This window comes from Blautia sp. HCN-1074 (assembly GCF_037890165.1).
Lineage (GTDB): Bacteria > Bacillota > Clostridia > Lachnospirales > Lachnospiraceae > Blautia_A.
Window position 1 is genome coordinate 1 of record NZ_JBBKBP010000027.1, and the last position, 25,653, is coordinate 25,653.

General features: G+C 40.7%; 22 protein-coding genes. 18 read left to right on the forward strand and 4 right to left on the reverse strand.

Annotated features, from left to right (window positions below; genetic code table 11):
* Positions 1–169: 169 nt before the first annotated feature.
* Positions 170–1,024 (reverse strand): helix-turn-helix transcriptional regulator, encoded by an 855-nt coding sequence (locus WKT11_RS16950; RefSeq protein ID WP_117677164.1) that lies wholly within the window; start codon positions 1,022–1,024, stop codon positions 170–172.
* A gap of 265 nt (positions 1,025–1,289) precedes the next feature.
* Here WKT11_RS16950 and gnpA point away from each other — a divergent pair, with 265 nt between their 5' ends.
* On the forward strand, positions 1,290–3,452 hold the full coding sequence (gene gnpA / locus WKT11_RS16955) for a 1,3-beta-galactosyl-N-acetylhexosamine phosphorylase (RefSeq protein ID WP_117677165.1): 2,163 nt from the start codon (positions 1,290–1,292) through the stop codon (positions 3,450–3,452).
* Positions 3,453–3,591: 139 nt separating this feature from the next.
* Here the strand turns inward: gnpA and WKT11_RS16960 are convergent, their stop codons facing one another.
* Positions 3,592–4,767 (reverse strand): response regulator transcription factor, encoded by a 1,176-nt coding sequence (locus WKT11_RS16960; RefSeq protein WP_117677166.1) that lies wholly within the window; start codon positions 4,765–4,767, stop codon positions 3,592–3,594.
* Position 4,768: 1 nt separating this feature from the next.
* The gene (locus tag WKT11_RS16965) at positions 4,769–6,571 is read right to left on the reverse strand and encodes a sensor histidine kinase (protein WP_117677167.1); all 1,803 of its coding nucleotides are present in this window, start codon (positions 6,569–6,571) and stop codon (positions 4,769–4,771) included.
* Positions 6,572–6,849: 278 nt separating this feature from the next.
* Here WKT11_RS16965 and WKT11_RS16970 point away from each other — a divergent pair, with 278 nt between their 5' ends.
* The 16 genes from WKT11_RS16970 (at position 6,850) to rsfS (ending at position 22,876) form a co-directional block, all read left to right on the forward strand.
* Positions 6,850–8,196 (forward strand): carbohydrate ABC transporter substrate-binding protein, encoded by a 1,347-nt coding sequence (locus WKT11_RS16970; protein ID WP_117677168.1) that lies wholly within the window; start codon positions 6,850–6,852, stop codon positions 8,194–8,196.
* Between the two features lie 187 nt (positions 8,197–8,383).
* Positions 8,384–9,265 carry a carbohydrate ABC transporter permease gene (locus WKT11_RS16975; RefSeq protein ID WP_117677169.1) on the forward strand — a complete coding sequence of 294 codons (882 nt, stop codon included), beginning with the start codon at positions 8,384–8,386 and terminating at the stop codon, positions 9,263–9,265.
* Between the two features lie 10 nt (positions 9,266–9,275).
* A complete protein-coding gene (locus WKT11_RS16980; protein ID WP_117677170.1) occupies positions 9,276–10,103 on the forward strand; it encodes a carbohydrate ABC transporter permease in 828 nt (275 codons plus the stop codon).
* Positions 10,104–10,149: 46 nt separating this feature from the next.
* Positions 10,150–11,589: an alpha-L-fucosidase gene (locus tag WKT11_RS16985; protein WP_117677171.1), complete on the forward strand. Its 1,440-nt coding sequence runs from the start codon at positions 10,150–10,152 to the stop codon at positions 11,587–11,589.
* Between the two features lie 27 nt (positions 11,590–11,616).
* Entirely contained in the window at positions 11,617–13,857 is a 2,241-nt protein-coding gene (locus tag WKT11_RS16990; protein WP_117677172.1) for a glycoside hydrolase family 95 protein, read from the forward strand.
* A gap of 389 nt (positions 13,858–14,246) precedes the next feature.
* Positions 14,247–16,118 carry a TIGR03960 family B12-binding radical SAM protein gene (locus tag WKT11_RS16995; protein WP_117677173.1) on the forward strand — a complete coding sequence of 624 codons (1,872 nt, stop codon included), beginning with the start codon at positions 14,247–14,249 and terminating at the stop codon, positions 16,116–16,118.
* On the forward strand, positions 16,102–16,809 hold the full coding sequence (locus WKT11_RS17000; RefSeq protein WP_117677174.1) for a TIGR03936 family radical SAM-associated protein: 708 nt from the start codon (positions 16,102–16,104) through the stop codon (positions 16,807–16,809). The genes WKT11_RS16995 and WKT11_RS17000 overlap by 17 nt, the downstream gene beginning before the upstream one ends.
* The gene (locus tag WKT11_RS17005; RefSeq protein WP_340285238.1) at positions 16,793–18,007 is read left to right on the forward strand and encodes a ribonuclease E/G; all 1,215 of its coding nucleotides are present in this window, start codon (positions 16,793–16,795) and stop codon (positions 18,005–18,007) included. Before WKT11_RS17000 ends, WKT11_RS17005 begins: the two co-directional genes overlap by 17 nt.
* 260 nt (positions 18,008–18,267) lie before the next feature.
* On the forward strand, positions 18,268–18,573 hold the full coding sequence (gene rplU / locus WKT11_RS17010; protein ID WP_020993901.1) for a 50S ribosomal protein L21: 306 nt from the start codon (positions 18,268–18,270) through the stop codon (positions 18,571–18,573).
* A gap of 12 nt (positions 18,574–18,585) precedes the next feature.
* Entirely contained in the window at positions 18,586–18,906 is a 321-nt protein-coding gene (locus WKT11_RS17015) for a ribosomal-processing cysteine protease Prp (RefSeq protein ID WP_117677175.1), read from the forward strand.
* 4 nt (positions 18,907–18,910) lie between these two features.
* The gene (gene rpmA / locus WKT11_RS17020) at positions 18,911–19,198 is read left to right on the forward strand and encodes a 50S ribosomal protein L27 (protein WP_008703124.1); all 288 of its coding nucleotides are present in this window, start codon (positions 18,911–18,913) and stop codon (positions 19,196–19,198) included.
* Positions 19,199–19,431: 233 nt separating this feature from the next.
* Positions 19,432–20,727, forward strand: a complete 1,296-nt coding sequence (gene obgE / locus WKT11_RS17025; protein WP_117677176.1) for a GTPase ObgE — start codon at positions 19,432–19,434, stop codon at positions 20,725–20,727.
* Positions 20,728–20,801: 74 nt separating this feature from the next.
* The gene (gene yhbY, locus WKT11_RS17030; protein ID WP_008703127.1) at positions 20,802–21,098 is read left to right on the forward strand and encodes a ribosome assembly RNA-binding protein YhbY; all 297 of its coding nucleotides are present in this window, start codon (positions 20,802–20,804) and stop codon (positions 21,096–21,098) included.
* A gap of 13 nt (positions 21,099–21,111) precedes the next feature.
* Complete coding sequence (nadD, locus tag WKT11_RS17035) at positions 21,112–21,747, forward strand: nicotinate-nucleotide adenylyltransferase (protein ID WP_117677177.1); 636 nt, start codon at positions 21,112–21,114, stop codon at positions 21,745–21,747.
* Between the two features lie 7 nt (positions 21,748–21,754).
* Complete coding sequence (gene yqeK / locus WKT11_RS17040) at positions 21,755–22,345, forward strand: bis(5'-nucleosyl)-tetraphosphatase (symmetrical) YqeK (RefSeq protein ID WP_117677178.1); 591 nt, start codon at positions 21,755–21,757, stop codon at positions 22,343–22,345.
* A 171-nt stretch (positions 22,346–22,516) separates the two neighbouring features.
* The gene (gene rsfS / locus WKT11_RS17045; protein ID WP_117677179.1) at positions 22,517–22,876 is read left to right on the forward strand and encodes a ribosome silencing factor; all 360 of its coding nucleotides are present in this window, start codon (positions 22,517–22,519) and stop codon (positions 22,874–22,876) included.
* Positions 22,877–23,035: 159 nt separating this feature from the next.
* On the opposite strand, the gene lexA is transcribed toward rsfS, so the two are convergent.
* Positions 23,036–23,656 carry a transcriptional repressor LexA gene (gene lexA, locus WKT11_RS17050; RefSeq protein ID WP_117677180.1) on the reverse strand — a complete coding sequence of 207 codons (621 nt, stop codon included), beginning with the start codon at positions 23,654–23,656 and terminating at the stop codon, positions 23,036–23,038.
* 496 nt (positions 23,657–24,152) lie between these two features.
* Between lexA and WKT11_RS17055 the strand changes: the two genes are divergently transcribed.
* Positions 24,153–25,643, forward strand: a complete 1,491-nt coding sequence (locus tag WKT11_RS17055; protein WP_340285239.1) for an HlyD family efflux transporter periplasmic adaptor subunit — start codon at positions 24,153–24,155, stop codon at positions 25,641–25,643.
* Positions 25,644–25,653 lie beyond the last annotated feature (10 nt).

Here is a 25,653-nt window from a genome sequence, read left to right on the forward strand (position 1 = left end):
CATTCTGTAAACATATGTTCTTTTTTAACAAAAAATTACGCGTCTAACTCATCACTCATCACTGCCGTATCAGGTGAATGGATCATCTATGGTGTCGAATGGGATAATCCAGAAAAAGCCCCGTATAAACATAAAAAGATCATGGATTTTTTTATGGAAGAAAAGTATCTTAAAACGGTTTGTTTTTTACCGTCAGGTTTTTCTCTTTTATAGTACGTCTGTAGTCTCCGGCTGTAACACCACAAGATTTCCGGAAGCTCTGCGCCAGATAACTTTGGGATGAAAAACCTGCCATATGTGCGATGTCTGAAATTTCATAATCTGTGTTTTCCAGAAGTTCTTTACAGACTTCAATTCTGCGACAGTTCAGGTAACTAATTGGAGAGATACCATAATATCTGGTAAACTCATGACTTAAGTGGTATTTATTCAGATGACTGAAACTGGCAAGCTGATCCAGCGTGATATTCTCACTGTAATGAGAATCCAGATAGCGCCGGACCATAGCGCACTCCTTGCTTGGATGAAAAGAAGGAACCAGCTGGAATCCAGATACAGTAATTCTGCGAAGCTGGGCAATGAGAATTGCAAGATTATATTTGCATATTTCTTCATAGCCCTCTTTTTTTTCTTCCAATTCCCGAAATAGAGAATGAAAATGAAACAAAAGATCTGCCTTTTTTTCCCTGCAGTTGAAAATCCGAAATTCTCTTTTGTCGTGGAAGGAAAAGCTGATTCCATCTACACCTACCGTATAATAAGAAAGAGGTGTGTCAGGCTGGGATTTTTCCGTATGCTGGATATAAGGGTTCACAATAATCAGATCGTCCTTTGCAATAGAAAAGACCTGGTCTTCAATGAAAAACTCTCCATTTCCATCACAGACATAAAAAAGTTCTGTAAACGGATGGGTATGCCGGATGCTGGACCAGTCCTCACCATAATGGGAAGAAGAGGCATTTACCAGAATTGCTTCCGTAGAAAGGGGATTTCCGTCTATAAAAGAAAAAGACCGTGTACTCATAAGACCTCCTGATTGTATAAAAATTGTGAATCCGTTTGTTCATACAAACATAACTCGTACGCCGTATGAGAATCTACTTGTTTTTGAATAGTTCCAGAATACCATAGTCAGATAAAAATCGCAAGATTTCTAAAAAGTATCGCAACAAGTCCCTAGAAATCCCGTCTGTAAAAACGTATTCTTAAACTTAAGAAACATATACATAATTGCAAACATAAAATTTTTGAAAGTGGATCCAAAAAATAATTGCAGCGGAGGTTACAAAATGGAAAAGACAAAAGGACGGATTACCATTCCAACTGATTTGGACATGGTAAAAGAAACACAAAACATTATGGATGAATGGGGAGCAGATGCCATACGTGACTGTGACGGAACAGAATTTCCCCAGGAATTAAAAGATACCGGAGCCAAAATCTATGCTACTTACTACACTACAAGAAAAGATAATACCTGGGCGAAAGAAAATCCGGATGAGATCCAGCAGATGTATATTATGAGTTCTTTTCATACCGCAACATCAGACAAACTGGAAATTCATCTGATGGATCATCTGTATCCGGATATGCTGAAAGTAAATACCCATGATGATATTACAAGATGGTGGGAAGTAATAGACCGAACTACAGGAAAAATAGTCCCCACCACCAAATGGACCTATAAGGAAGAAAACGGGAATGTAGTAATCCAGCCGGCAGAACTGTTCCATGAATATACCGTAAGTTTTCTGGCTTATATCATGTGGGACCCGGTTCATATGTACAATGCAGTAGTAAATGACTGGAAAAATGTAGAACCGCAAATTACCTTTGATGTCCGGCAGCCTAAGACCAGGGCGCATTCTCTGAAACGCCTGCGCCGCTTTCTGGACACTCATCCCTATGTTGATGTGGTACGTTTTACCACCTTTTTCCATCAGTTCACTCTGATTTTTGATGAGTTTGCAAGGGAAAAATATGTAGACTGGTTTGGATATTCAGCTTCAGTAAGCCCATACATTTTGGAACAGTTTGAAGAGGAAGCAGGTTATCCTTTCCGCCCAGAGTATATCATCGATCAGGGTTACATGAATAATACCTACCGGATTCCATCCAAAGAATTTAAAGATTTCCAGGCATTCCAGAGAAGGGAAGTAGCAAAGCTCGCCAAAGAAATGGTAGATATCGTTCACGAATATGGAAAAGAAGCTATGATGTTCATGGGAGATCACTGGATCGGCATGGAACCGTTTATGGATGAATTTGCATCCATCGGACTTGATGCAGTAGTTGGAAGCGTAGGAAATGGTGCAACACTGCGATTGTTTAGTGATATTAAAAATGTAAAATATACAGAAGGCCGTTTTCTTCCTTATTTCTTCCCGGACACTTTCCATGAAGGTGGTGATCCGGTAAAAGAAGCAAAGGTAAACTGGGTAACAGCAAGACGTGCCATTTTAAGAAGTCCGATTCAGCGGATCGGATACGGCGGATATTTGAAACTGGCACTTCAGTTCCCGGATTTTGTTCAGTATATCAAAGAAGTATGCCAGGAATTCCGTACCCTTTATGACAATATCCAGGGTGTAACACCGTATTGCGTGAAAAGGGTTGCCGTCTTAAACTGTTGGGGAAAAATGCGTTCCTGGGGCAATCATATGGTACATCATGCCATTTATTATAAACAGAATTATTCCTATTTTGGAATTATTGAAGCTTTGAGTGGAGCGCCGTTTGATGTTTCCTTTATCAGCTTCGACGATATCCTGGCCGATTCGGAATTGCTGAAAAAGTTTGATGTAGTAATCAATGCAGGAGATGCTGATACAGCCCAGAGTGGCGGTGAATACTGGTGTCAGGAAAAAATTATCACAGCTGTAAAAGAATTTGTTTATAACGGCGGAGGTTTTATCGGAGTTGGCGAGCCTGCTGCCCATCAATGGCAGGGAAAATTCTTCCAGCTGGATGATGTTCTGGGAGTAGAAGAAGAACGGGGATTTAACTTAAATACAGATAAATATAACTGGAAAGAGCATAAGGACCATTTCATTCTGGCTGATACAGACGGAACTGTAGATTTCGGAGAAGGTAAGAAAAATATCTTTGCCCTTCCGGACACTACCATTTTAATTCAGAATAACCAGGAAGTGCAAATGGCGGTAAAAACTTTTGGAAAAGGCCGTGGTGTCTATGTCAGTGGTCTCCCCTACAGCTTTAAGAACAGCCGAATTCTTTATCGTGCTGTCCTGTGGTCTTCATCCGCTGAAAAGGAGCTGAACTGCTGGTATTCCACAAACTACAACGTGGAAGTTCACGCCTATGTAAAAAATGGCAAATATTGTGTGGTAAATAATACTTATGAACCGCAGAAAACGGTTGTTTACCGGGGAGATGGCAGCAGTTTTACGCTTCATATGAAAGCAAATGAAATCAAGTGGTATGAAATTTAGTTCTGCAGATTGCAGGAATGATTTTTGGAGCAGGCTCTAGCATCCTACTAAGAAGAACGGCAGAAATCCAGTGGCAGATCAAATCTGCTGCTGAACTTCTGCCGTTTCTTTTAGAGAAGAACTGTCTTTCTATCATAAATTACTGATGAAACCGTTTTCCATATTCAGATGGTGAAATTCCCATACATTTCTTAAATAGTCTGCTGAAATAAAGCTGGTCTTCAATTCCTACCATAGCAGATATTTCTTTTAGGGAAAGTTTATCTTCCTTTATCATAGTAGCCGCTTTCCGTATCCTGAGATTATTCAAATAACTGGTAATATTTGTCCCCACTTCAGATTTAAAAACCCGACACAAATAACTGGAACTAAGATTGACATTAGAAGAAATGGAAGCAAGTGTAAGCCGGTGCATATAGTTCTCTTCCAGATAGGTCAAGGTTTTTGCCACATCGTCTTTATAGTGCCCTTCATTTGAGATAAAAGTCTGATAAATCTTCCTTGCCTCTTCATAGTTTTTAAGATTTTCCTGGTAAGGCATATCGGGAGCAAAGGATTGATACATCGTAAAACGGTTATATAATTTTTTTATCAGCTGCTCAACTTTTACCTGGCTTATAATCAGTTCCTTCTGGGAAAAAACAACCAGTGCGCTAAAATCACTTAGAACAAGAATGTAAGGCTGTAATACTCCCTGTACTGCATCAAGAATCATATCACACAAAAGTTTCCCAGATATGGAAAACGCTTCATTTGAAAGGTATTTTTCAAAAGTGACATAGCAGATTGCACAGCTTTTCTCCATAAAAGAAAGATCAGTCTCTGAATGTGCCTGCAAAAATGCTGGAAGTGTAGCCTCTCCTTGAAAAAAGGAGAGGAGTAGCCCTGTTTTATTCGAAGAAGTATTTACATTTAAAGCAGATCTTTCTCCAGCTTTTTTCTGTAGTTTTTCCGTTGTTTTGTTAAGGCATGCCAAAAGATTATCTGGCTGAATTTTTATTTTCAGCAGATAATCGGCTGCCCCGAGGAGCAACGCACTTCTCACAGAATCAAAATCCTCATAGTTGCTAAGTACCAGGATTGCTCCAGGATATCCCTTTTCCTTCAAGGTACGGATTAGTTCCAGTCCATCCATTTCCGGCATTTTTAAATCTGTAATGATCACATCTGGCTGATGTTTCTGAATCAATGGCATCGCCTCCAGACCGTTTGAGGCAGTTCCGCAGATAGAAAAACCATGTTCTTCCCAGGGAAGGATAGAACGGAGAGCAATTTTTACGATTGGTTCATCATCTATGATAAGTATGGTATACATATTAATTCCTTTCTGTGTTTTTACATTCTGAAACGGAATCCCTGTGGTCAGTGTTCAGCTTCGGTAACGTTAAAGTGCAGGTTGTCCCATCACCTGGATGACTTTCAATTTTCAATCCGTATTCCCGGCCAAAGTTCAGCTGTATTCGGTCATTTACATTGGAAACTCCGATTTTTTTGCGATCCTTGTGGGGCGCAAGTGCAGCAGGAGTTACTTCAAACCCTTTCCCATTATCTGTAAGCTCTATCATTATATTTCCATTTTCTTCCCAGCATGTGATCATGATTTCCATGACAGAGCCGTCATCGGAAGAACCATGCATGACCGAATTTTCAGCAAGAGGCTGAAGAATCAGTTTTGGAATAAGGCAGGAAAGCAGTTCATCCTCTTCTGTATGGATGGAATATTCAAAACTTCCTGCATAACGGATTCTAAGAATGGAAAAATAGTTTTCCAAGTTTTCCAACTCTTCCTGGATGGTAATATACTCATTCTTATTGGTAAGTGTATTTTGTAAAAGACTGCTAAGTGCCTGGATACCATCACTGACGATCTGATCTTTGTGCATAGCAGCCACAAATCGAAGACTGTTTAAGGTATTAAACAGAAAGTGTGGATTTAACTGGTATTGGAGCATCTGTAATTCTAATTCTCTTTTTTTCTCCTCCTGTTCTTTTTGCTGATGAATCAGCCGTTCAATGGTATCCGCCATATGGTTCATGCTTCCGGAAAGATCAGATAACTCATCCGAACAGGTATCCTGGATCCGGACACTTAAATCTCCGTCAGAGAGTTTTTTACAAAAACCCAACATACTTCGGATTGGTGATGTGATTCCAAGGTATACGGCTGAGACAATTGCAACACACAGAAGAACCAGAAAAACGGCAACGATCAGAATCCTTTTCAGCATGATGTAGACTTCCGAATTGATATAGTGATAGGGCATGGTATACACGAAAAGCTGATTCAGATTTTTATTAAAGATATATGTGACCAGCTGTTCCTGTCCGTCTTCATCAATACTGAAGGAATCCGTTTTCTTTGGCAGTCTGTTCTCTATGTTTTCCAGTAATTCCTCATCTGCTTTCTGACCCATTCCTACTTTTCTGTCCCAGGAGGAAAGAATAGTGCCATCTATATTCAGATACATGATATTGGAAGAATCAGCCAAACCAATAGGCTCCAGTACCGTTTTGGAAAAGATCTTTTCATCAATAGAGATCAACGTATAACCAATCACCTGGCTCTGATTATACTGCTCATAAATTCTACGGCCCAGAACAAGAATGTCCCTGTCACGATAAGTATGAACATAAGCCCATACATCCCCTGTTTCTGTCTCCAGCCGGTCCAGGAGCATATCCACATCCTCCTGATAGAATCCGTCATACCCCAGATCATAAAAGATATTTCCATCTGTATCATATACAGTTATATTTTTTGCCTGTGCAGGATAGATGATCTTACTGCGGACCATGGATTGAATCTCAGTGATTGCCTTGTTTTTTTCCATATCTGTCATATCCTTGTTCAGAAGACCATCTTTGATTTCCTGACTGACACAGATAGAGCCGCACAGATACTGGTATTTTTCAATTTCACTGACCATGTTCAGATTGATCATGGACAAAGTCTGGGAAATGGAAGCGGAAAGTTTTGACCTAAGTGCGACTGAAAAAATATGAAAAGAATAGCCGCTGATTCCTGCTAATGGTATAATGGAAATCATCAGAAGCGCAATCATAAGCCTGGTTTTAATGCTGAACTTACGGAATCCCTGGTAATGCCGCCTTTTTCTCATTTTAATATTCCTTTTCTCTTACTATAATCAGTTGATGTTACAATCCAAAATTCCTTTATACGTTCATTATACAGGAAAAAGACAGGATAATCCATTTAAAACGAAAATGCAAAAAAAACGTACATATATAGCACAAGAAAATCCATATAGGACAATTTACACAAGAAGATGTTCTATATACAGGAGCGTTTTGTCAATTTACCACGAGCATAATTGCGCTTATAATAACATCATCAGGCAAACATAATAAAGAGCCAATTAAAAGGAGGAACCAACCTATGAAAAAAAGATTTGCAGCTTCTGCCATGATCCTTGCCATGAGCGCAGCTACCGTGCTTTCCCCACTCACCGCATTTGCAGAAACAGAAGAACAGGAACTGAATATTGCCATTTTCCAGGGAGGATACGGAGATGCTTACTGGAACCAGATGGTAGAACTTTTTGAACAGAGCCATGAAGGGGTAAAAGTAAATATGACAATCAGCCCTACCATTGGAGATATTATCCGTCCACAGATCGTTGCCGGAAATGCACCTGATTTTATCTGTCTCAATGATGGTGGAGAAGATGGTGTAATCCTGTCCCTTATCAAAGAACATGCGCTTTTAAATCTGAATGATGTATTTGATGGTGAAAATTATGCCGGAACCGGTACACTTAGGGATGATATTACAGATGGAATCCTGGAAAGTACAAAATGTGCACCTTATGGAGACGATGAGATTTATCTTGCGCCATTTAACAGCGGTCCGCAGGGTCTGATCTATAATAAAACTTTCTTTGATGAGAATAATCTGGAAGTGCCAAAGACGTGGGATGAATTCTTTGCTCTTGGTGATACCGTAAAAGAGATTGACGGACGTGCACTGTTTACCTATCAGGGAATTTATCCAGGTTATATGGAAGAAATGCTCTGGCCGGCAATCGCAAACGAATGTGGCGAAGATGCACTGAAAAAGATTGCAAATTATGAGGAAGGTTCTTTTAACAACGAAGGTGTATTAAAAGCTCTTACACACATCAAGGAAATTGCAGATAACGGTTATCTCCTTGACGGCACTGTTGGTATGAACCATACCGAATCCCAGACAGAAATGATGCTTGGAAAGGCAGCATTCATCACAAACGGAACCTGGATGGAAAATGAAATGCAGGATGCACCAAGAGAAGATGGATTTGAATTTGCCATGGCTCCAATCCCAACCGAGAATGCAGATGACGTACATTATGTATTTGACAGCTGTGAGCAGTTCTCCATTCCGGCAGCTGCCAAGAATCCAGAACTTGCAAAAGAATTCCTTCGTTTCCTGTACAGTGATGAATCCGTATCTGCATTTGCAGAAGCTTCCGGTGCCCTGTATGCTACAAAGAGTGCTCGTGAAGTAGCAAAAGACAAGCTTTCCACAGCAATTTACAACATGTACGGAATCTATGAAGAAGCCAACGCTTCATCCCTGATCATGAGCTTTGCAGCAGTTCCTGCTGACTGTAAGATCAATCCAAAAGATGAGATCTTCAACCCGATTACTTCTGTTATGAATGATGAAATGACAGTAGAAGAATGGGCACAGAATGTGGAAGACGCTTTTGCTCAGGTTCGTGCAGATATGGAAGCTGCGAACTGATCATGTAGGATAGTTACTTTCAACATATAACATTCAGTAACACATGTTTGGAATTGAACAGTAACACTCCTGGAAAAGCTGCTGCACAATATATGCAGCAGCTTTTCTTGACTCTGATAGCCATAAGATCCGTTGTCCGGCAAAATAATCTGTCGGGCATCCTAAAATAAAAAAGAGGTGACCAAACGTGGTAAAAAAACCAAAATTATTCATTGCCTTGTGTACACTTCCGGCACTGATTCTTACGATCGTTTTCATGATCGCACCAATGCTGAACGCCATTTATCTTTCTTTTACCAGTTCTACTGCACTAAGCGTTGGGTTTAACAGTAAATTTGTATTTTTTGATAACTATATTTACATGTTTCGGGACAAGGACTTCCTTCAGGCCCTGTATAATACCTTTAAATTAATGCTTGTGATCCCCGCTGTGACAATCTTTTTAAGCCTTGTATTTGCGTTTATCCTCACACAGGGACAGTTGAAAGAAAAATCCTTCTACCGTACGGTATTCTTTTTTCCAAGCATCGTCTCCATGACAGTGGTTGGTATTGTGTGGTCCTTTGTTTTTAATCCTACAAGGGGAATTTTTAACCATATGCTGGATCTTTTCCATCTGTCTACCTGGAAACATGCCTGGCTGGGAGAAGGAAAAACAGCGCTCTGGTGTATCGGTGCAGCACTGGTATGGCAGGCAGTGGGTTACTATATGGTCATGCATGTGGCGTCCATTGACGGAATTTCCCAGGAGGTTTATGAAGCAGCCTCTATTGATGGTGCAACGGGAGTCCAGAAGTTCTTTGAGATTACCATTCCACTACTTCGGAAATCTATTGGAACAACTTATATCCTTTCTTTGTCCGGAACCATCAATTTAAGTTTTACATTGTCCAATGTCATGACTGGCGGCGGCCCAAATGGAGCATCCAGTGTCCTTTTACAGTACATGTACACCCAGGGTATGCGAAACGCAAACTTCGGATATGCCATGGCCATTGCCATGTTTACTCTGATACTGGCAGTGATTCTTGCCATGATCTCACGTAAACTGTCGTCTGAAAAGGAATAGGAGGAAACTGATGAAAACTGTAAGAACCTGGTGCACCAGAATCCTAATGATTCTGTTCACGATCGTATTTCTATATCCGCTTTTCTGGAATCTGATGTCTGCATTTAAAACCAATGCAGAATATCTGACAGATCCCTATGCACTGCCAGCAGCACTCAATCTGGATAACTTTGTATGTGCCTGGGAAAAAGCGAATATTGCCGCTTATTTTGGAAATTCCATTTTTGTAACAATTGTGTCCACACTTTTATTGCTTCTGTTTGTGATCCCTATTTCTTATGTACTGGCAAGATACCGTTTTGTAGGCAGCAAACTGATTTCTACTATTTATATGGCTTGTATCTTCCTTCAGGCAACTTATATTATGATTCCTCTGTTCCTGGAACTGCAGGCGGTGAATGGTCTTAACAGTCTTCCTGTACTATGCTTGGTATATGCAGTTATGCAATTTCCGTTTTGTATCTTCACTTTACAGGGATTTATGTCAGCAGTCCCACGTGATTACGAAGAATCCGCAAGGATTGACGGAGCTACCAATATTCAGCTTCTGTTAAAAGTGATGATACCCCTGGCAAAACCTGGAATAGCAACAATCACCATGTTAAGCGCAATGGGATTCTGGAACGAATACCCCCTGGCTTTGGTGCTGCTCACAGAAGATGCAAAGAAAACCCTGCCAATTGGAATGGCAAATCTGTTTGAAGTGCAGAAATACGCCACTGACTGGGGCGCTTTATTTGCTGGTCTTGTGATTGTTATGATTCCAACGATCATCATTTATCTCATTGGTCAGAGATATTTGCTGCAGGGAATCGGAGCCGGAGGACTAAAAGGATAATTATTTGATATCTTGAAACAAATGTTTATGAATAAGGAGGGAACAAATGCCAACAGATCAGGAATTGATTAAAGTGGTTCCGTCAAAAAGACAGCTTGCCTATCAGGCTACAGAATTTTATGCCTTTTTTCACTTTGGAATGAATACATATACAAATCGGGAATGGGGAGACGGAACCGAAGATCCGGAAATTTTTAATCCGACAGAATTTGATGCCAGACAGTGGGTGGAGGCGGCCAAAAGTGCAGGTATGAAAGGTGTGATCCTCACCTGTAAACATCATGATGGATTCTGCCTGTGGCCAACAAAATACACAGCTCACAGCGTAACAGCAAGTCCATGGAAAAACGGGCAGGGAGACATAGTACGAGACGTAGCGGATGCCTGCAAGGAGTACGGAATGAAGTTTGGAATCTATCTTTCTCCATGGGACCGAAACCAGCCTTGTTATGGAAGCGGGAAAGAATACAATGATTACTATATTTCCCAGCTCACAGAACTTCTGACAGGATATGGGGACATTTTCAGCGTATGGCTGGATGGAGCCTGCGGGGAAGGGCCAAATGGGAAAAAGCAGGTCTACGACTGGGAGCGCTATTATGCCTGTGTGCGTAAATACCAGCCAGATGCATGCATCTGTGTATGCGGACCGGATATCCGATGGTGCGGAAATGAAGCCGGTGATGTGCGAAAAGCAGAGTGGAGTGTTGTTCCTGCCCGCACTGCACTGGCAGAAAGCGTTCAGGAAAAGAGCCAGCAGGCAGACGATACTGAATTTCGTCAGCGAAAAATCACCAGTGATATGGAAGACCTTGGAAGCCGGGAAGTCCTAAAAGGAGAAAATGATCTGATCTGGTATCCTGCAGAAGTAAACACTTCCATAAGACCTGGATGGTTCTATCATAAAGAAGAGGACAATAATGTCAAAAGCCTGGAAGAGTTAAAACATATTTATTTAGGCTCAGCAGGAGGAAATGCAACTTTTCTTTTGAATATCCCACCAATGCCAAATGGACTGCTCCATGAAAATGACGTAAACCGTCTAAGGGAATTTGGAGAATGGAAACAGGAAGCCTTTTCCTGTAATCTGGCAAAAACGGCAGATGTTTTTTCCAAAGATGAGAATCCGGACCATCCGGTATGCAATCTGCTGGAGGATACTTCTAATACCTGGTATCAGCCTAAAGAGGGTAAAATTCCGACTGAACTTATTTTTTCCCTACCAGAAGTCAGGCGTGTTGGTTATCTGGTGCTAAAAGAAGCAATCCAGTATAGCCAGAGAGTGGAAGCGTTTCAAGTATCCGTAAAGACAGACGAAAATGTTGATTGGGAAAAGATATATGATGGAACTGTAATTGGATATCAGAAGATCATTCCAGTTTTCCGAGAGAATGTAAAAGAAGTGAAAATTCTGATCCAGGATTTCAGAGTTTTACCACTGTTATCATTTGTGGGAATATACCAAGATCGTGGTCAGTCTGACTAGAAATATATTTCTGGAGAGGATGAGAAGATGGATTATTTATCAATGACTTTTAAGCAGCCGGCCGCCAAATGGTATGAAGCATTGCCCCTTGGAAACGGGTCCATGGGGGCAATGTCTTATGGACGATTTCAGAATGAAAAAATTGAATTAAACCTTGATACCCTCTGGTCTGGAACCGGGAAGCGTAAAGAAAATTCAAACAGGGAGATTGACTGGGAATTTCTCAGAAATAACATCTTTGATGAAAAATATCAGGAAGCAGAAGATTACTGCCGGGAGAATGTGCTTGGTGACTGGACAGAAAGTTATCTTCCAGCCGGTAATTTAAAGATTGATGTAAAAGTACCTGTATTGACAGAAGCAGGCAGCTATAAAAGACAGCTTTCTTTTAAAGAAGCCATAGAAAATGTGGAGTTTTGCCAGGAAGGAAAGAGATATCAAAGGGAATTTTTTGTAAGTATGTCTGAACCTGTTATGGCACTTCATTATCATTCCGGCAAGGATTGTAGCCTTGAAATGGAATTGTCCTTGGAAAGTCAGATACACCATCAGACTTCTTTGTTTGAAAAAAACGGACTTCTTATGGAGGGACAGGCTCCTGTTTCTGTAGCTCCTCCTTATTATTCCTGTAAGAATCCGATTGTATATCAAGAAGGACTGGGAATTCGTTTTGCTTTCTGTCTGTATGTGCAGACGGATGGGAAAACTGTTCAGCAAGAAGACAAGCTGTATATAAAAGATGCCCGGAATGTTTTTGTTTATTTATCTGGACTGACAGACTTTGAACAGAAGGATTTTTATATATCCCGCAAAAAACAGATGCTGGAACGTTTGAGATTTTATCAGTATGACAGGGTGAAAATGGCACATTTGAAAGAATATGCAAAGTACTTTGACCGGATAAGGTTTACCCTTAACGATACCAAAGAAAATAACTTTGTATTAAAAATGTTTTACTTTGCCAGGTACCTGATGATTTCTTCCTCAAAACCAGGTTCCCAATGTACAAATCTTCAGGGAATCTGGAACCATTCCATACGTGCCCCCTGGAGCAGTAATTATACGGTAAATATTAACACGGAAATGAATTACTGGATGGCAGAAACAGGAAATTTAAGTGACTGTCACGAACCCTTGTTCCAGCTCATAGAACGAACAGCAAAAAGAGGGATAACAACAGCAAAAGATGTTTATCACTTAAATGGCTGGGTAAGCCACCATAACCTGGATATCTGGGGGCATTCCAGTCCGGTGGGACACTTTGGACAGGATGAAAATCCCTGTACCTATTCCATGTGGCCTATGAGTTCCGGATGGTTGTGTCGGCATTTATGGGAACATTATTGTTATACTGTTGATGAAACATTTTTAAAAGAAAGGGCATTTCCTTTAATAAAAGGAGCTGTGGAATTTTATCTTGGCTACCTGGTTCCATACAAAGATTTTCTTGTGACAATTCCTTCCACGTCACCAGAAAATACTTTTATAGCTCAGGATCATACCAGCCATAGCCTTACCTTTGCTTCCACCATGGACATAAGTATTTTGAGGGAATTGTTTGAAATCTATCTGAAAGCCTGCAAAATTCTGAACTGTACAGATTTAACAGCCCAGGTAAAAGTAGCTCTGAAAAAACTTCCGCCCTGGAAAATCGGAAAAGAAGGGCAGCTACAGGAATGGTTTTATGATTATCCGGAAATGGATATTCACCACAGACATCTTTCCCATTTATATGGCCTGTACCCTGGAAATCTGATTTCCAGGGAGAGTCCAGAACTTCTGAATGCCTGTCGTGTGGTACTGGAAAGAAGAGGGGATGAAGGAACCGGGTGGTGCATGGCCTGGAAAGCCTGCCTGTGGGCAAAACTTGGTGATGGGAATCATGCATTAAAACTTCTAAAAAAACAACTGCGCTTTACCAGAGAAGAAGAATGTAGTCTGACAGGAGGTGGCATCTATCCCAACATGCTTTGTGCCCATCCACCATTTCAGATTGATGGGAATTTTGGCTTTGCAGCAGCTGTTCTGGAAATGTTAATCCAATATGAAGAAGATAAGATTTTTCTGCTTCCTGCACTGCCAGATGAGTGGACGGATGGGGAAATAAGCGGTCTTAAAGCACCTGGAGGGATTACCATTGGTTTTAAATGGAAAAATAAGTGTGTCACAGAAATATCTTTAAATTCCATATGCCGTACAGAATGTATAATCCTGTATAATGGCTGTGAAGAAAAAATAGTTTTAAATGCAGAGGAGATTCAGATATGATCTCTCGGAATCTTGAGGATCATGCCAGCAAAACTCTGGCATTGAACTTTGAAAATTGAACATTTCCCAGAAAGGAAAGAACAGAGCTGTTTGTCAACGGCGTATGAAGGAAGCGTCTTGTAAAAAAGGAGGGACAGCAGACAATTTTCACCATTTCCACAAAAGCACACGATTTCTCTTGAATTTCTGAAATGACCTGTATTATAATAGGATAATTAACGGCATATATCACAGCCGGTACCGTCGTGACCAAATGCCGTTTTCGGGGTAAAAATAAGTTCAAAAATGAGCATTATTTTTCCCACTTATTCAGAAAAAAGGCACTATCCAAATCTAAACAGAAGAAGTTCTGCATTTGGTAAATAGTGATAAATTGTGAGAGGAAAAGAATGAGAAAATTAGCACTTAGTGACGAAATATTGCTCAGCGTTGACAAAGCAGCCCGCTATATCGGCGGTGAAGTCAACTCTGTAATGAAAGATAAAAATAAAGTAGACATTCGTTTTGCCATGTGCTTCCCGGATGTCTATGAGATCGGCATGTCCAACCTTGGCATGATGATTCTCTACAATATGTTCAACGAACGTGAGGATGTCTGGGCGGAGCGTGTATTTTCTCCGTGGCTGGATCTGGATAAGATCATGCGTGAGAAAGAGATTCCGCTTTTTGCACTGGAATCTCAGGAACCGGTAAAGAATTTTAACTTCCTTGGAATCACTCTTGGATATGAAATGTGCTATACCAACGTCCTTCAGGTATTAGACCTGAGTCATGTTTCACTCCTTGCAAAAGACCGTGAGGAAGATGATCCTATTGTGATCGGCGGCGGTGCATGCGCATATAATCCTGAACCGATTGCCGAATTTTTTGATATGTTCTATATCGGCGAAGGCGAAACTGTCTATGATGCTTTGTTTGATGCTTATAAGGCAAATAAGGCAGCAGGCGGCTCCAGAAAAGATTTTCTTTTCGCAGCTTCTCAGATTCCGGGAATCTATGTTCCATCTTTATATAATGTAACTTACAAGGAAGACGGAACCATTGCTTCCTTTACTCCCGCCAGAGAGGGTGTACCGGAAAAAGTCTGTAAACAGCTGATTACAGACATTACTAAAGAATATCGTGCAATCAAAGCGCCTGTTGTTCCTTTTATCAAAGCAACCCAGGATCGTGTTACCCTGGAGATCCAGCGTGGATGTATCCGCGGATGCCGCTTCTGTCAGGCAGGTATGATTTATCGTCCTACCAGAGAGCGTGATGTGGAGACTCTGAAGGCAAGTGCCAGAGAAATGCTTCAGAATACCGGACATGAAGAAATTTCTTTAAGCTCTTTAAGTTCCAGTGACTATTCTGAACTGAAAGAACTGGTAAACTTTTTAATCGAAGAGTTACATGGAAATGCCGTAAACATTTCCCTTCCATCCTTGCGTATTGATGCGTTTGCCCTGGATGTTATGAGTAAGGTACAGGATGTAAAGAAAAGCAGCCTTACCTTTGCTCCGGAAGCCGGTTCCCAACGTCTGCGTAATGTTATCAACAAAGGTCTTACTGAAGAGGATATCCTTCATGGTGCAGGAGAGGCTTTCAAGGGCGGATGGAATCAGGTAAAACTTTACTTTATGCTTGGTCTTCCGACAGAGACGGAAGATGATATGAAAGGTATCGCCCATCTTGCCCAGAAAATCGCAGAAACTTATTATGAAGAAGTTCCGAAAGAAAAACGTAACGGCAAAGTTCAGATTAACGTAAGTACCTCTTTCTTTGTTCCAAAACCATTTACTCCATTCCAGTGGGCCGGTATGTACAGAGAAGAAGATTTCGTAGAAAAGGCGAAAGTAGTTAAGAGTGAGATCCGCGCACAGGTAAATCAGAGAAGTATCCGATACAACTGGCATGAACCGGATGTGACAATCCTGGAGGGATTCCTTGCCAGAGGTGACCGCCGTTGTGCACAGGTTATCCTGAAAGCATATGAAAAAGGCGCAATCTACGATGCCTGGTCAGAGAGTTTTGATTATAATATCTGGAAAGAATCTTTTGCAGAAACTGATACAGATATTGATTTCTACACACTCCGTGAACGTTCTACAGACGAAATCCTGCCATGGGATTTTATTGATGCAGGAGTGACTAAGAAGTTCCTGATCCACGAATGGGAGCAGGCAAAGAACGAAACCGTAACACCAAACTGCCGACAGAAATGTTCCGGCTGCGGTGCTATGCGTTATGGCGGAGGTGTATGTTATGAAGGTAAGAATTAAATTCAGCAAAGAGGGTCCGGTTAAATTTGTTGGACATCTGGATACGATGCGTTATTTCCAGAAGGCAATCCGCAGGGCAAATCTTCCGGTAGCTTTTTCCGGCGGATACAGCCCGCATATGATTATGTCTTTTGCAGCACCACTTGGTGTCGGCACTGAGAGTCTGGGAGAATATTTTGACCTGGAACTTGTAGAAACAATTCCTACCTCAGAGATTACCAGACGTCTGGATGAAGTAATGGTTGAAGGTGTTCATGTGATCAGTACCCGTCAGGTAGAAGACGGAAAGGCAGGTAAGGCAATGTCTCTGGTGGCAGCAGCCGATTATTACGTAGAATTCCGTCCTGGAAAAGAACCGGAAATCTCCTGGAGAGATAAAATCAATGATTTCCTTGCACAGCCGGAGATTAAAGTAATGAAAAAGACGAAGCGAAGCGAAAAAGAAATCGATATCCGCCCTTTTATCTATAAAATGGAAATTCAGGGCGATAAGATTTTCATGATGCTTGCTTCCGCAAGTGCCAATTATACAAAACCAGAGCTTGTAACAGATACTTTCTTTTCCTGGCTTGGTGTTGAACTTCCGGAATTTGCTTATACGATCAAACGTCTGGAAGTATACGCAGACAAAGGCAATGAAGAAGAACATAAATTTGTAACTCTGGAAGCATTAGGTGAAGAAGTTGAGTAAACTGGTCATTACACAAATGGAAATCCGACAGGTTTCCTGTTATGTATGTGCATACGAAGAAGATGGAAGAATCATGGAGCTGCGTTTCGAACCGGTCGACAGGAAATCTTCTCTTGGCAATATTTATGTCGGACAGATTGAGAATGTCGCTGCCAATATCGGGGCTGCTTTTGTACAGATCTCAGCCAATGAGAAATGTTATCTCCAGCTTTCTGATGCGCAAAATGCGATCTACACTTCTGTAAGAAAGGGAAATCGCCCGTTAAAATCCGGCGACGAAATTCTGGTACAGATCAGTCGCGATGCAATGAAAGGCAAGCTTCCGGCAGTAACCACCAATCTGAATTTTACTGGAAAATATCTTGTTCTTACAACAGGAGATAAGAAGTTCGGATTATCTTCCAAACTTTCTAACGAAGACAGAAGTCGTCTCAGCAAATGGATGGAAGAAGAGATCAACCGCCCGGATAAAGAGTTTGGAATCATTGTCCGCACAAATGCCGCAGATGCCTCAAAAGAGGAAATTCAAAAAGAACTGGAGTATCTGAAAGGTCTGTATCAGAAAGCTGCTGTAGATGGCAGATCACGTACCTGCTTCAGCTGTGTCTATCGGACCGAGCCTTTTTATATCTCTGCAGTCCGGGATGCCAACAGCCGAAATCTTGAAGAAATCGTAACGGATATTCCGGAAATCTCTCAGCAGATTTCTGATTATCTTGAAAACAACAGCCCGGAAGAAAAAGATAAACTGCGCTTTTACGAAGATAAACTTCTGCCTCTTTATAAACTTCACCGTCTGGAAACCGTGCTGGAAGAGATTCAGCACGAAAAAGTCTGGCTGAACAGTGGCGGTTTTCTGATAATCCAACAGACAGAAGCATTTGTATCTATTGATGTAAACAGCGGCAAATTTACAGGCAAAAAGAAAATGCAGGAAACCTATCGTAAGATTAATCTGGAAGCTGCAAAAGAGATTGCCCGACAGCTGCGCCTTAGAAATTTGTCGGGGATTATCCTGATTGACTTTATTAATATGGAGAATCCTGACCATCAGGATGAACTTTTCCATGTATTGCAAAAATATCTTCGCAAAGACCCGGTAAAGTCAAAAGCGGTTGATATCACTCCACTGCATATCCTGGAACTCACCAGAAAGAAAGTTCGCAAGCCTGTAATTGAAGATATCAGAGAATTATAGATTACTGTTCACTCCGCGCCCAGTAACACGCTTCGCGCGGTATGTCTCGGGATTTTGGCATTCACATGCCAAAACACCTCGCGGGATAGTGGCGTGTGAACAGTAACAATTATAGCTGCTAAAAAATATTTAAAAATTCCAAAAAAACATATTGACAAATCGAATTTTGTCCGCTATTATAAACGAGATGCCGCACAGAGAGGTACAAGCACCGAAAGGTCACCATATCTGGCGAGTAAAGATTATAGGAGGTGCCACAGATGTACGCAATTATTGCAACAGGTGGTAAACAGTACAAAGTTGCTGAAGGCGACGTAATCAGAGTTGAGAAACTCGGTGTTGAAGCTGGTGAAACTGTTACTTTTGATAATGTTATTGCAGTAAGCAATGATGGATTAAAAGCTGGTGAAGATGTAAAAGATGCCAGTGTTACCGCTACTGTAGTTGAGAACGGTAAAGCAAAAAAAGTTATCGTTTACAAATACAAGAGAAAAACTGGATATCACAAGAAAAACGGTCACAGACAGCAGTACACTAAAGTAAAAATCGAAAAGATTAACGGTTAATCTGGTGTCATTATGATTACAATTACAGTTAAGAAGAGAAATGGAAATTATCTGGAATTTGTTTCAAAAGGTCACGCCGGATATGCAGAAGAAGGACAGGATATTGTCTGTGCTGCTGTTTCTGTACTGGTGATCAATACTGTGAATTCTCTTGAGGCGTTTACAGACGATCAGTTTGAGGTACAGGAAGGTGATGGTTATGTATCTTTTCATTTCACGACTCCGGTTTCTGAGAAGGGAAAACTTCTCATGGATTCGCTGATTCTCGGATTAACAGAAATTGAACATAGTTATAACAATCGATATTTGACAGTAAAAGTCAAGGAGGTGTAACAACATGATGAAAATGAACCTTCAGTTATTCGCACATAAAAAAGGAGTTGGTTCTACAAAGAACGGTCGTGATTCCGAATCCAAGAGATTAGGTGCGAAGAGAGCAGACGGACAGTTTGTTAAAGCTGGAAATATTCTTTACAGACAGCGCGGAACTAAGATCCATGCTGGTGAGAACGTAGGTTGCGGTAAAGATTATACTTTATTCGCACTTAAAGATGGTGTCGTAAGATTTACCAGAAAAGGACGCGATAAGAAACAGGTTTCTATCGTTCCAGTAGAAGCAGAATAATCTGGTTAAGCGGAAGGCTTCAAATCTAATATGGGTTTGGAGCCTTTCTTTTATAGTGAAATAGCTATAGATTAAAAGAGTTATATGATATAAAAGTAACCATAGCAATCCTTGAAAATAATGCACATTGATCCGGCCCATCAGAGCGTGAAATCATGTTGAACTGTCTAAAATGCGTTAATTAAGAGGATTACTATAAGAAATAATTATTATAAAGGACAGAGGTGTGTCATATGTTTGCAGACAGAGCGAAAATCTATATCCGCTCCGGTAAAGGCGGCGACGGCCATGTAAGTTTCCGCAGAGAATTATATGTTCCGAATGGCGGACCTGACGGCGGCGACGGCGGTCGTGGAGGAGACGTGATATTTGAGGTAGATGAAGGCCAGAACACCCTTGGCGACTACCGACACAGAAGAAAATATAAAGCAGAAGACGGGCAGGAAGGCGGCAAAAAACGCTGCCATGGTGCCGATGGAAAAGATGTTGTATTAAAAGTTCCGGAAGGAACTGTTATCATGGATGCAGAATCCGGTAAAGTAATCGCTGATATGTCCGGCGAAAATAAACGCCAGATCGTATTAAGAGGCGGAAGAGGCGGAAAAGGAAACCAGCATTATGCAACTGCAACTATGCAGGTTCCGAAATATGCACAGCCAGGACAGCCTGCGCAGGAACTGGAAGTTCTCCTGGAGCTGAAAGTAATCGCAGATGTAGGTCTGGTTGGATTCCCGAATGTCGGAAAATCCACATTCCTTTCCCGTGTCACCAACGCACAGCCAAAGATTGCCAACTATCACTTCACAACCCTGAGTCCAAATCTTGGTGTTGTCGATACTGAAAATGGTGGTTTTGTAATTGCTGATATTCCTGGACTGATCGAGGGTGCTTCTGAAGGCGTAGGACTCGGACACGAGTTCCTTCGTCATATCGAACGTACCAGAGTCATTATCCATATCGTAGATGCCGCATCTACAGAAGGACGCGACCCAATTGATGATATTTATAAGATCAACAAAGAACTGGAAGCCTATAATCCTGAAATTGCTGCAAGACCGCAGGTGATCGCAGCAAATAAGATTGACTGTATCTATACGGAAGACGGCGAAGAGAGTCCGATCGATAAACTAAAAGCTGAATTTGAGCCGAAAGGTATTCAGGTTTATCCAATCTCCGCAGTCAGTGGACAGGGTGTCAGAGAACTCTTATTCCATGTAAAAGAGCTTCTCGATAACTGTAAACAGGAACCGATTGTATTTGAGCAGGAGTTCTTCCCGGAAGATATGCTTATGGGTGAAAATCTTCCATATACCGTGGTACAGAGTCCTGAAGATCCGACCATCTTCGTAGTTGAAGGTCCGAAGATTGAGAAAATGCTCGGATATACAAACCTTGACTCTGAGAAAGGTTTTGCATTCTTCCAGAAATTCCTGAAAGAGGGAGGCATCCTGGAAGAACTTGAGAAGGCAGGCATTCAGGAAGGCGATACTGTACGTATGTACGGATTTGATTTTGATTACTATAAATAGATTTCAATAATGAAACAGATGTGGTAAAACGGATGATTCTGTCCGTTTGCAGAGAATAATAGAGGAAAATAAAAATGACAAGTAAACAGAGAGCTTATTTAAAAGGTCTTGCAATGACAATGGATCCAATCCTTCAGCTTGGAAAGGGTGGTCTTACTCCTGAGAACACGGCTGCTGTAGATGAGGCGCTTGCAGCCAGAGAACTGATCAAGATCAGTGTTCTCCAGAACTGCCTGGAAGATCCGCGCCAGATGGCTGAGGTTCTGGCAGAACGTACACGTTCCCAGATTGTACAGGTTATCGGCAAGAAAATTGTTTTATACCGCGAAGGCAAAAACGAAAAGAAAAAAATCGAATTACCTAGAAAATAATACGGAGTTTTTTATGGCTGACATCAAACACAGAATTGGTATTATGGGCGGTACATTTGATCCCATCCACATGGGGCATCTGATTCTGGGAGAGAAAGCATACGAACAGTTCCGGCTGGAAAAGGTACTGTTCATGCCTTCCGGAAATCCGCCTCACAAGAGGAACCGTCAGGGACGTGCCACAGATGAAGAAAGAGTTGAAATGGTCCGCAGGGCGATTGCCGGAAATCCTCATTTTGAACTGTCGCTGACTGAAATGCATGAAAATGGTTATACTTACACTTATCATACACTGGAAATGCTAAAAGAAAAGAATCCGGATACTGATTATTATTTTATAATCGGCGCAGACTCCCTGTATGACTTTGATACATGGCGTGAACCGGAAAGGATCTGCAGAAACTGTATTCTGGTAACTGCTGTAAGAAATCATTCCACAATCGCAGAGCTCGAAGCAGAAATGAACCGTCTTTCGCTTAAATATAATGGCACATTTCTGACTCTGAATACCACAAACCTTGATGTGTCCAGCGAAATGCTCAGAAACTGGATCAGCGAAGATAAAAGTGTGCGTTACTATATTCCTGATCCGGTGATTGAATATATCAGAGAAAACCAGATTTACAGTCTGACCGAAAAGAAAGGATGATCTTCTAATGGCAGAGTATGATTTTATAAAAATGCAGAAAAAATTAGCAAAATATCTGGATGAGGATCGTTATGAACATACGCTGGGAGTTATGTTTACATGTGCAGCACTTGCCATGGTTCATGACTGTGATCTGATCACAGCCCAGACTGCCGGACTGCTCCATGACTGTGCAAAATGTATTCCGAACAAAAAGAAGCTGAAAATGTGCAGCCAGCATCACATTCCGGTATCTGAATTCGAACAGGAACATCCTTTTTTACTTCATGCCAAGCTTGGAGCTTACGTAGCTAAGGCTAAGTATGATGTTACAGATGAAAATATTCTTTCTGCCATCACCTGGCATACTACCGGAAAGCCGGAGATGACACTGTTGGAAAAAATCGTCTATATTGCTGATTATATTGAACCAAAACGTGATAAAGCTCCTAATCTTGCAATTGTACGTAAACTGGCTTTTCAGGATCTTGACGAATGTATGTATAAGATTTTGGCTGATACACTGGCTTATCTGGAGGAAAATCCGAAAGATATTGATAATGCTACGAAAGATGCCTTCTTGTATTACAGGGATCTGCATATGAAAAGACAGTCCTGAGTATAAATTGTCTCGACTGGCAGAGTTTTACATATAGGGGACAGCACAACAGGGAGAACAGATTACTGATATAAATATTTATTAGAGAAGATATATGTAGCTATTCAATAGTCTGTTGATCATGAAGATATTGAACAGTTACAAAAGCAGATAGAAAGAGAGGTTGTTTCCATGAACAGAGAACTTGAAATGGCAAAACTTGCCTGCCACGCACTTGATGAGAAAAAAGGAAAAGATATTAAGGTGATAGATATCCATGAAGTATCTGTAATTGCCGATTATTTTGTAATTGCAAGTGCTTCCAACCAGAATCAGGTTCAGGCTATGGTTGACAATGTAGATGAAACACTTGGCAGAGCCGGATTTGAAGCAAAACAGATTGAGGGAACCAGAAACTCCAGTTGGGTTCTTATGGATTACGGCGATATGATCGTCCACGTATTTGATGAAGAGAACCGTCTTTTTTACGATCTCGAAAGAATCTGGAGAGATGGCAAAATCCTGGACATTAACGAATTTCTTGAAAAATAAATAAAAACGGTGTTAGGAATTTATATAATTTCTCAATTTCAAAAAAGCATGAGACAGATGTATTTTTATACTATATCTGTCTCATGCTTTTATAAATGATAAATATATGTATTTTTATACCACATCTCAAACTAAAACTCAGACAATTTCCTAACACAATTACTGATATAAACGGAATACGCCAAATACTTTGCCGAGAATCTGTAATTCCCCTTGCACGATAATAGGATCCATTGCATCATTTTCCGGCTGAAGACGATAGTAACCTTTTTCTTTATGAAAAGTCTTAACAGTAGCTCCATCTTCGATCAGAGCAACTACAATATCTCCATCTTCAGCAGTAGACTGTTTTCTTACAAGTACTTGATCTCCGTCAAAGATTCCGGCATTTACCATACTTTCGCCCTTTACTTTAAGCATAAAGCTCTGTTCATTCGGCATAAATTCCGCCGGAATTGGGAAATACCCTTCGATATTCTCAACTGCCAGAAGCGGCTGACCTGCTGCAACAGTACCAACGATTGGCACATTTACAACCTCTCTGCGTACCAGATTAAAGTTATCATCAATAATTTCAATTGCGCGCGGCTTCGTTGCATCTCTGCGAATATATCCATTTTTTTCAAGTGCCTCCAGATGTGAATGCACAGAAGAAGTGGATTTCAGATTTACAGCCTCACAAATTTCACGTACTGCAGGAGGAAAACCTCTGTTAAGAATCTCATTCTTAATATAGTCAAGAATTTCCTGCTGCTTTTCTGTTATTCTTCCATATGCCATAATTTATACCTCCCTGCCGGTTTAATAAATTTCTTATCTATTTTCAACCTTACCATTTACCGGTAAGTTCTATATATAAGTTCTATATAATTGATGTAAAAAGAGTTACATTTATAATATCATATTTCATTACGAAAAGCAAACTTATATTCTGAAAATACGTTCTTATTTTAAAGTTATTGTTACTGTTCACTCCGTTCCCAGCAACACGCTTCGCGATGCACAGAATTTATGCTAATCGCATAAATTCGCGCGGTATGTCTCGGGTTTTCTGTGACCTTCGCTCACAAAAAACACCTCGCGGGATATTACCAGTGAACAGTAACAAGTTATTACCGCACACTCAGTTCCTAGTAACAGCTATGGCAAGCACTTTCCTGTGAATTCTTTATGAATAAACTTGTTTTTAACTTAACAAAGTGTTACAATATTTTGGAAATTATGGAAAGACGACAGCTTTCCGTAACAGAAATAATTTACATTCTATATAGATTCCATGATCAAAGGAGACATTTCATTGTCTGATAAATATAAAAAACAGGAAAAAACGCCTGGAATTCTCGCCAGGTTACGTAAGGTTGCAGGTCTGAATATTGGTACTATTATGTTCGGTATCTTATTTATTTATATGTCATTCAGCGCTATCTTGTACTTTACAACTACCCACATTGAATCTTATCAGGTAACATCAGGACCACTGTCCCGCAATGAAACGTATACAGGACTTGCTATTCGTGAGGAAACGGTATGTACAGCGCCTTCTTCCGGGTATATTACCTATTACGCGAGAGAGGGCAGTAAAATCAATGCTTCCGGAGCTGTTTATGGTTTAAGCAGTACAAAAAAATCCACATCCACAGCTTCTCTTGCTACGGAAGAACTATTAAAGATCAGAAATGATATGATGAGTTTTTCCAAGGGATTCAATTCCAGCAAATTTAACAATACTTACAGTTTCAAATATGAACTGAAGGGAAACATTCTTCAATATGCTGAGTCTGAAAACAGTTCTTCAGCTCCGCTTACATCTGATGAATATGACGAAAGTGATGACAGCAGTGGTAAAGACAACATCACGAACAGCAATGTATATGCCGGAAATGAGTCGATATGCCAGTCACAGTCAGATGGAATTATTTTATATTCTACAGATAATTATGAAGGAAAAACAATAGATACTGTGACTGCTGAGGATTTCGATCAGAATTCTTATCATGAAACAGATTTAAAGACATCTGATTCTGTTCAGTCAGGAGACGATGTCTACACAATTATTACAGATGAGCGCTGGAGCCTCTTGATTCCACTAAGTGATAAACAGGCAGAGAAACTGAAAGACCGCTCAACTATACGTGTCAAATTCTTGAAAGATGACATGACACAAAACGGAGATTTTTCCATTATCACGATAGACGGTGGGAAATATGGACAGATTGATTTTAATAAGGGACTTATCCGTTATGCTTCTGACCGCTTTCTTGATATTGAACTTGTAACGAATACAGTAGTTGGATTAAAGATACCATTATCTTCTATTGTGACCAAAGATTTTTATGTTGTCCCATCCAGAATGGCAACAACCCAGAATAATGAAACAGGATTTATGCTTGCATCTGGAAACAAAGATTCCGGAACATTTAAAAGTGTAAGTATATATGCAAGTGTAGAAGATACATCGGTTTCCAAACTGGCAACCGACGGATCAGAAGATCAGCCAATGATCTATTATATTGACAAGAGCTCATTTAAAGAAGGAGATGCGCTTATTGACCCGGATACCGGAGAAAAATATATCATCGGTGAAACAGACACTTTAGAGGGTGTTTACTGTATCAATAAAGGATATGCTGTTTTCCGCCGTATTGAAATACTTGACCAAAACGAAGAATATGCTATTGTCTCAAAAAACACTTCCTATGGTCTTGCAAGATATGACCATATTGTAAGAAATGCAGATAAAGTAAAAGAAGAAGACATTTTATACTAATTAAGGAGGC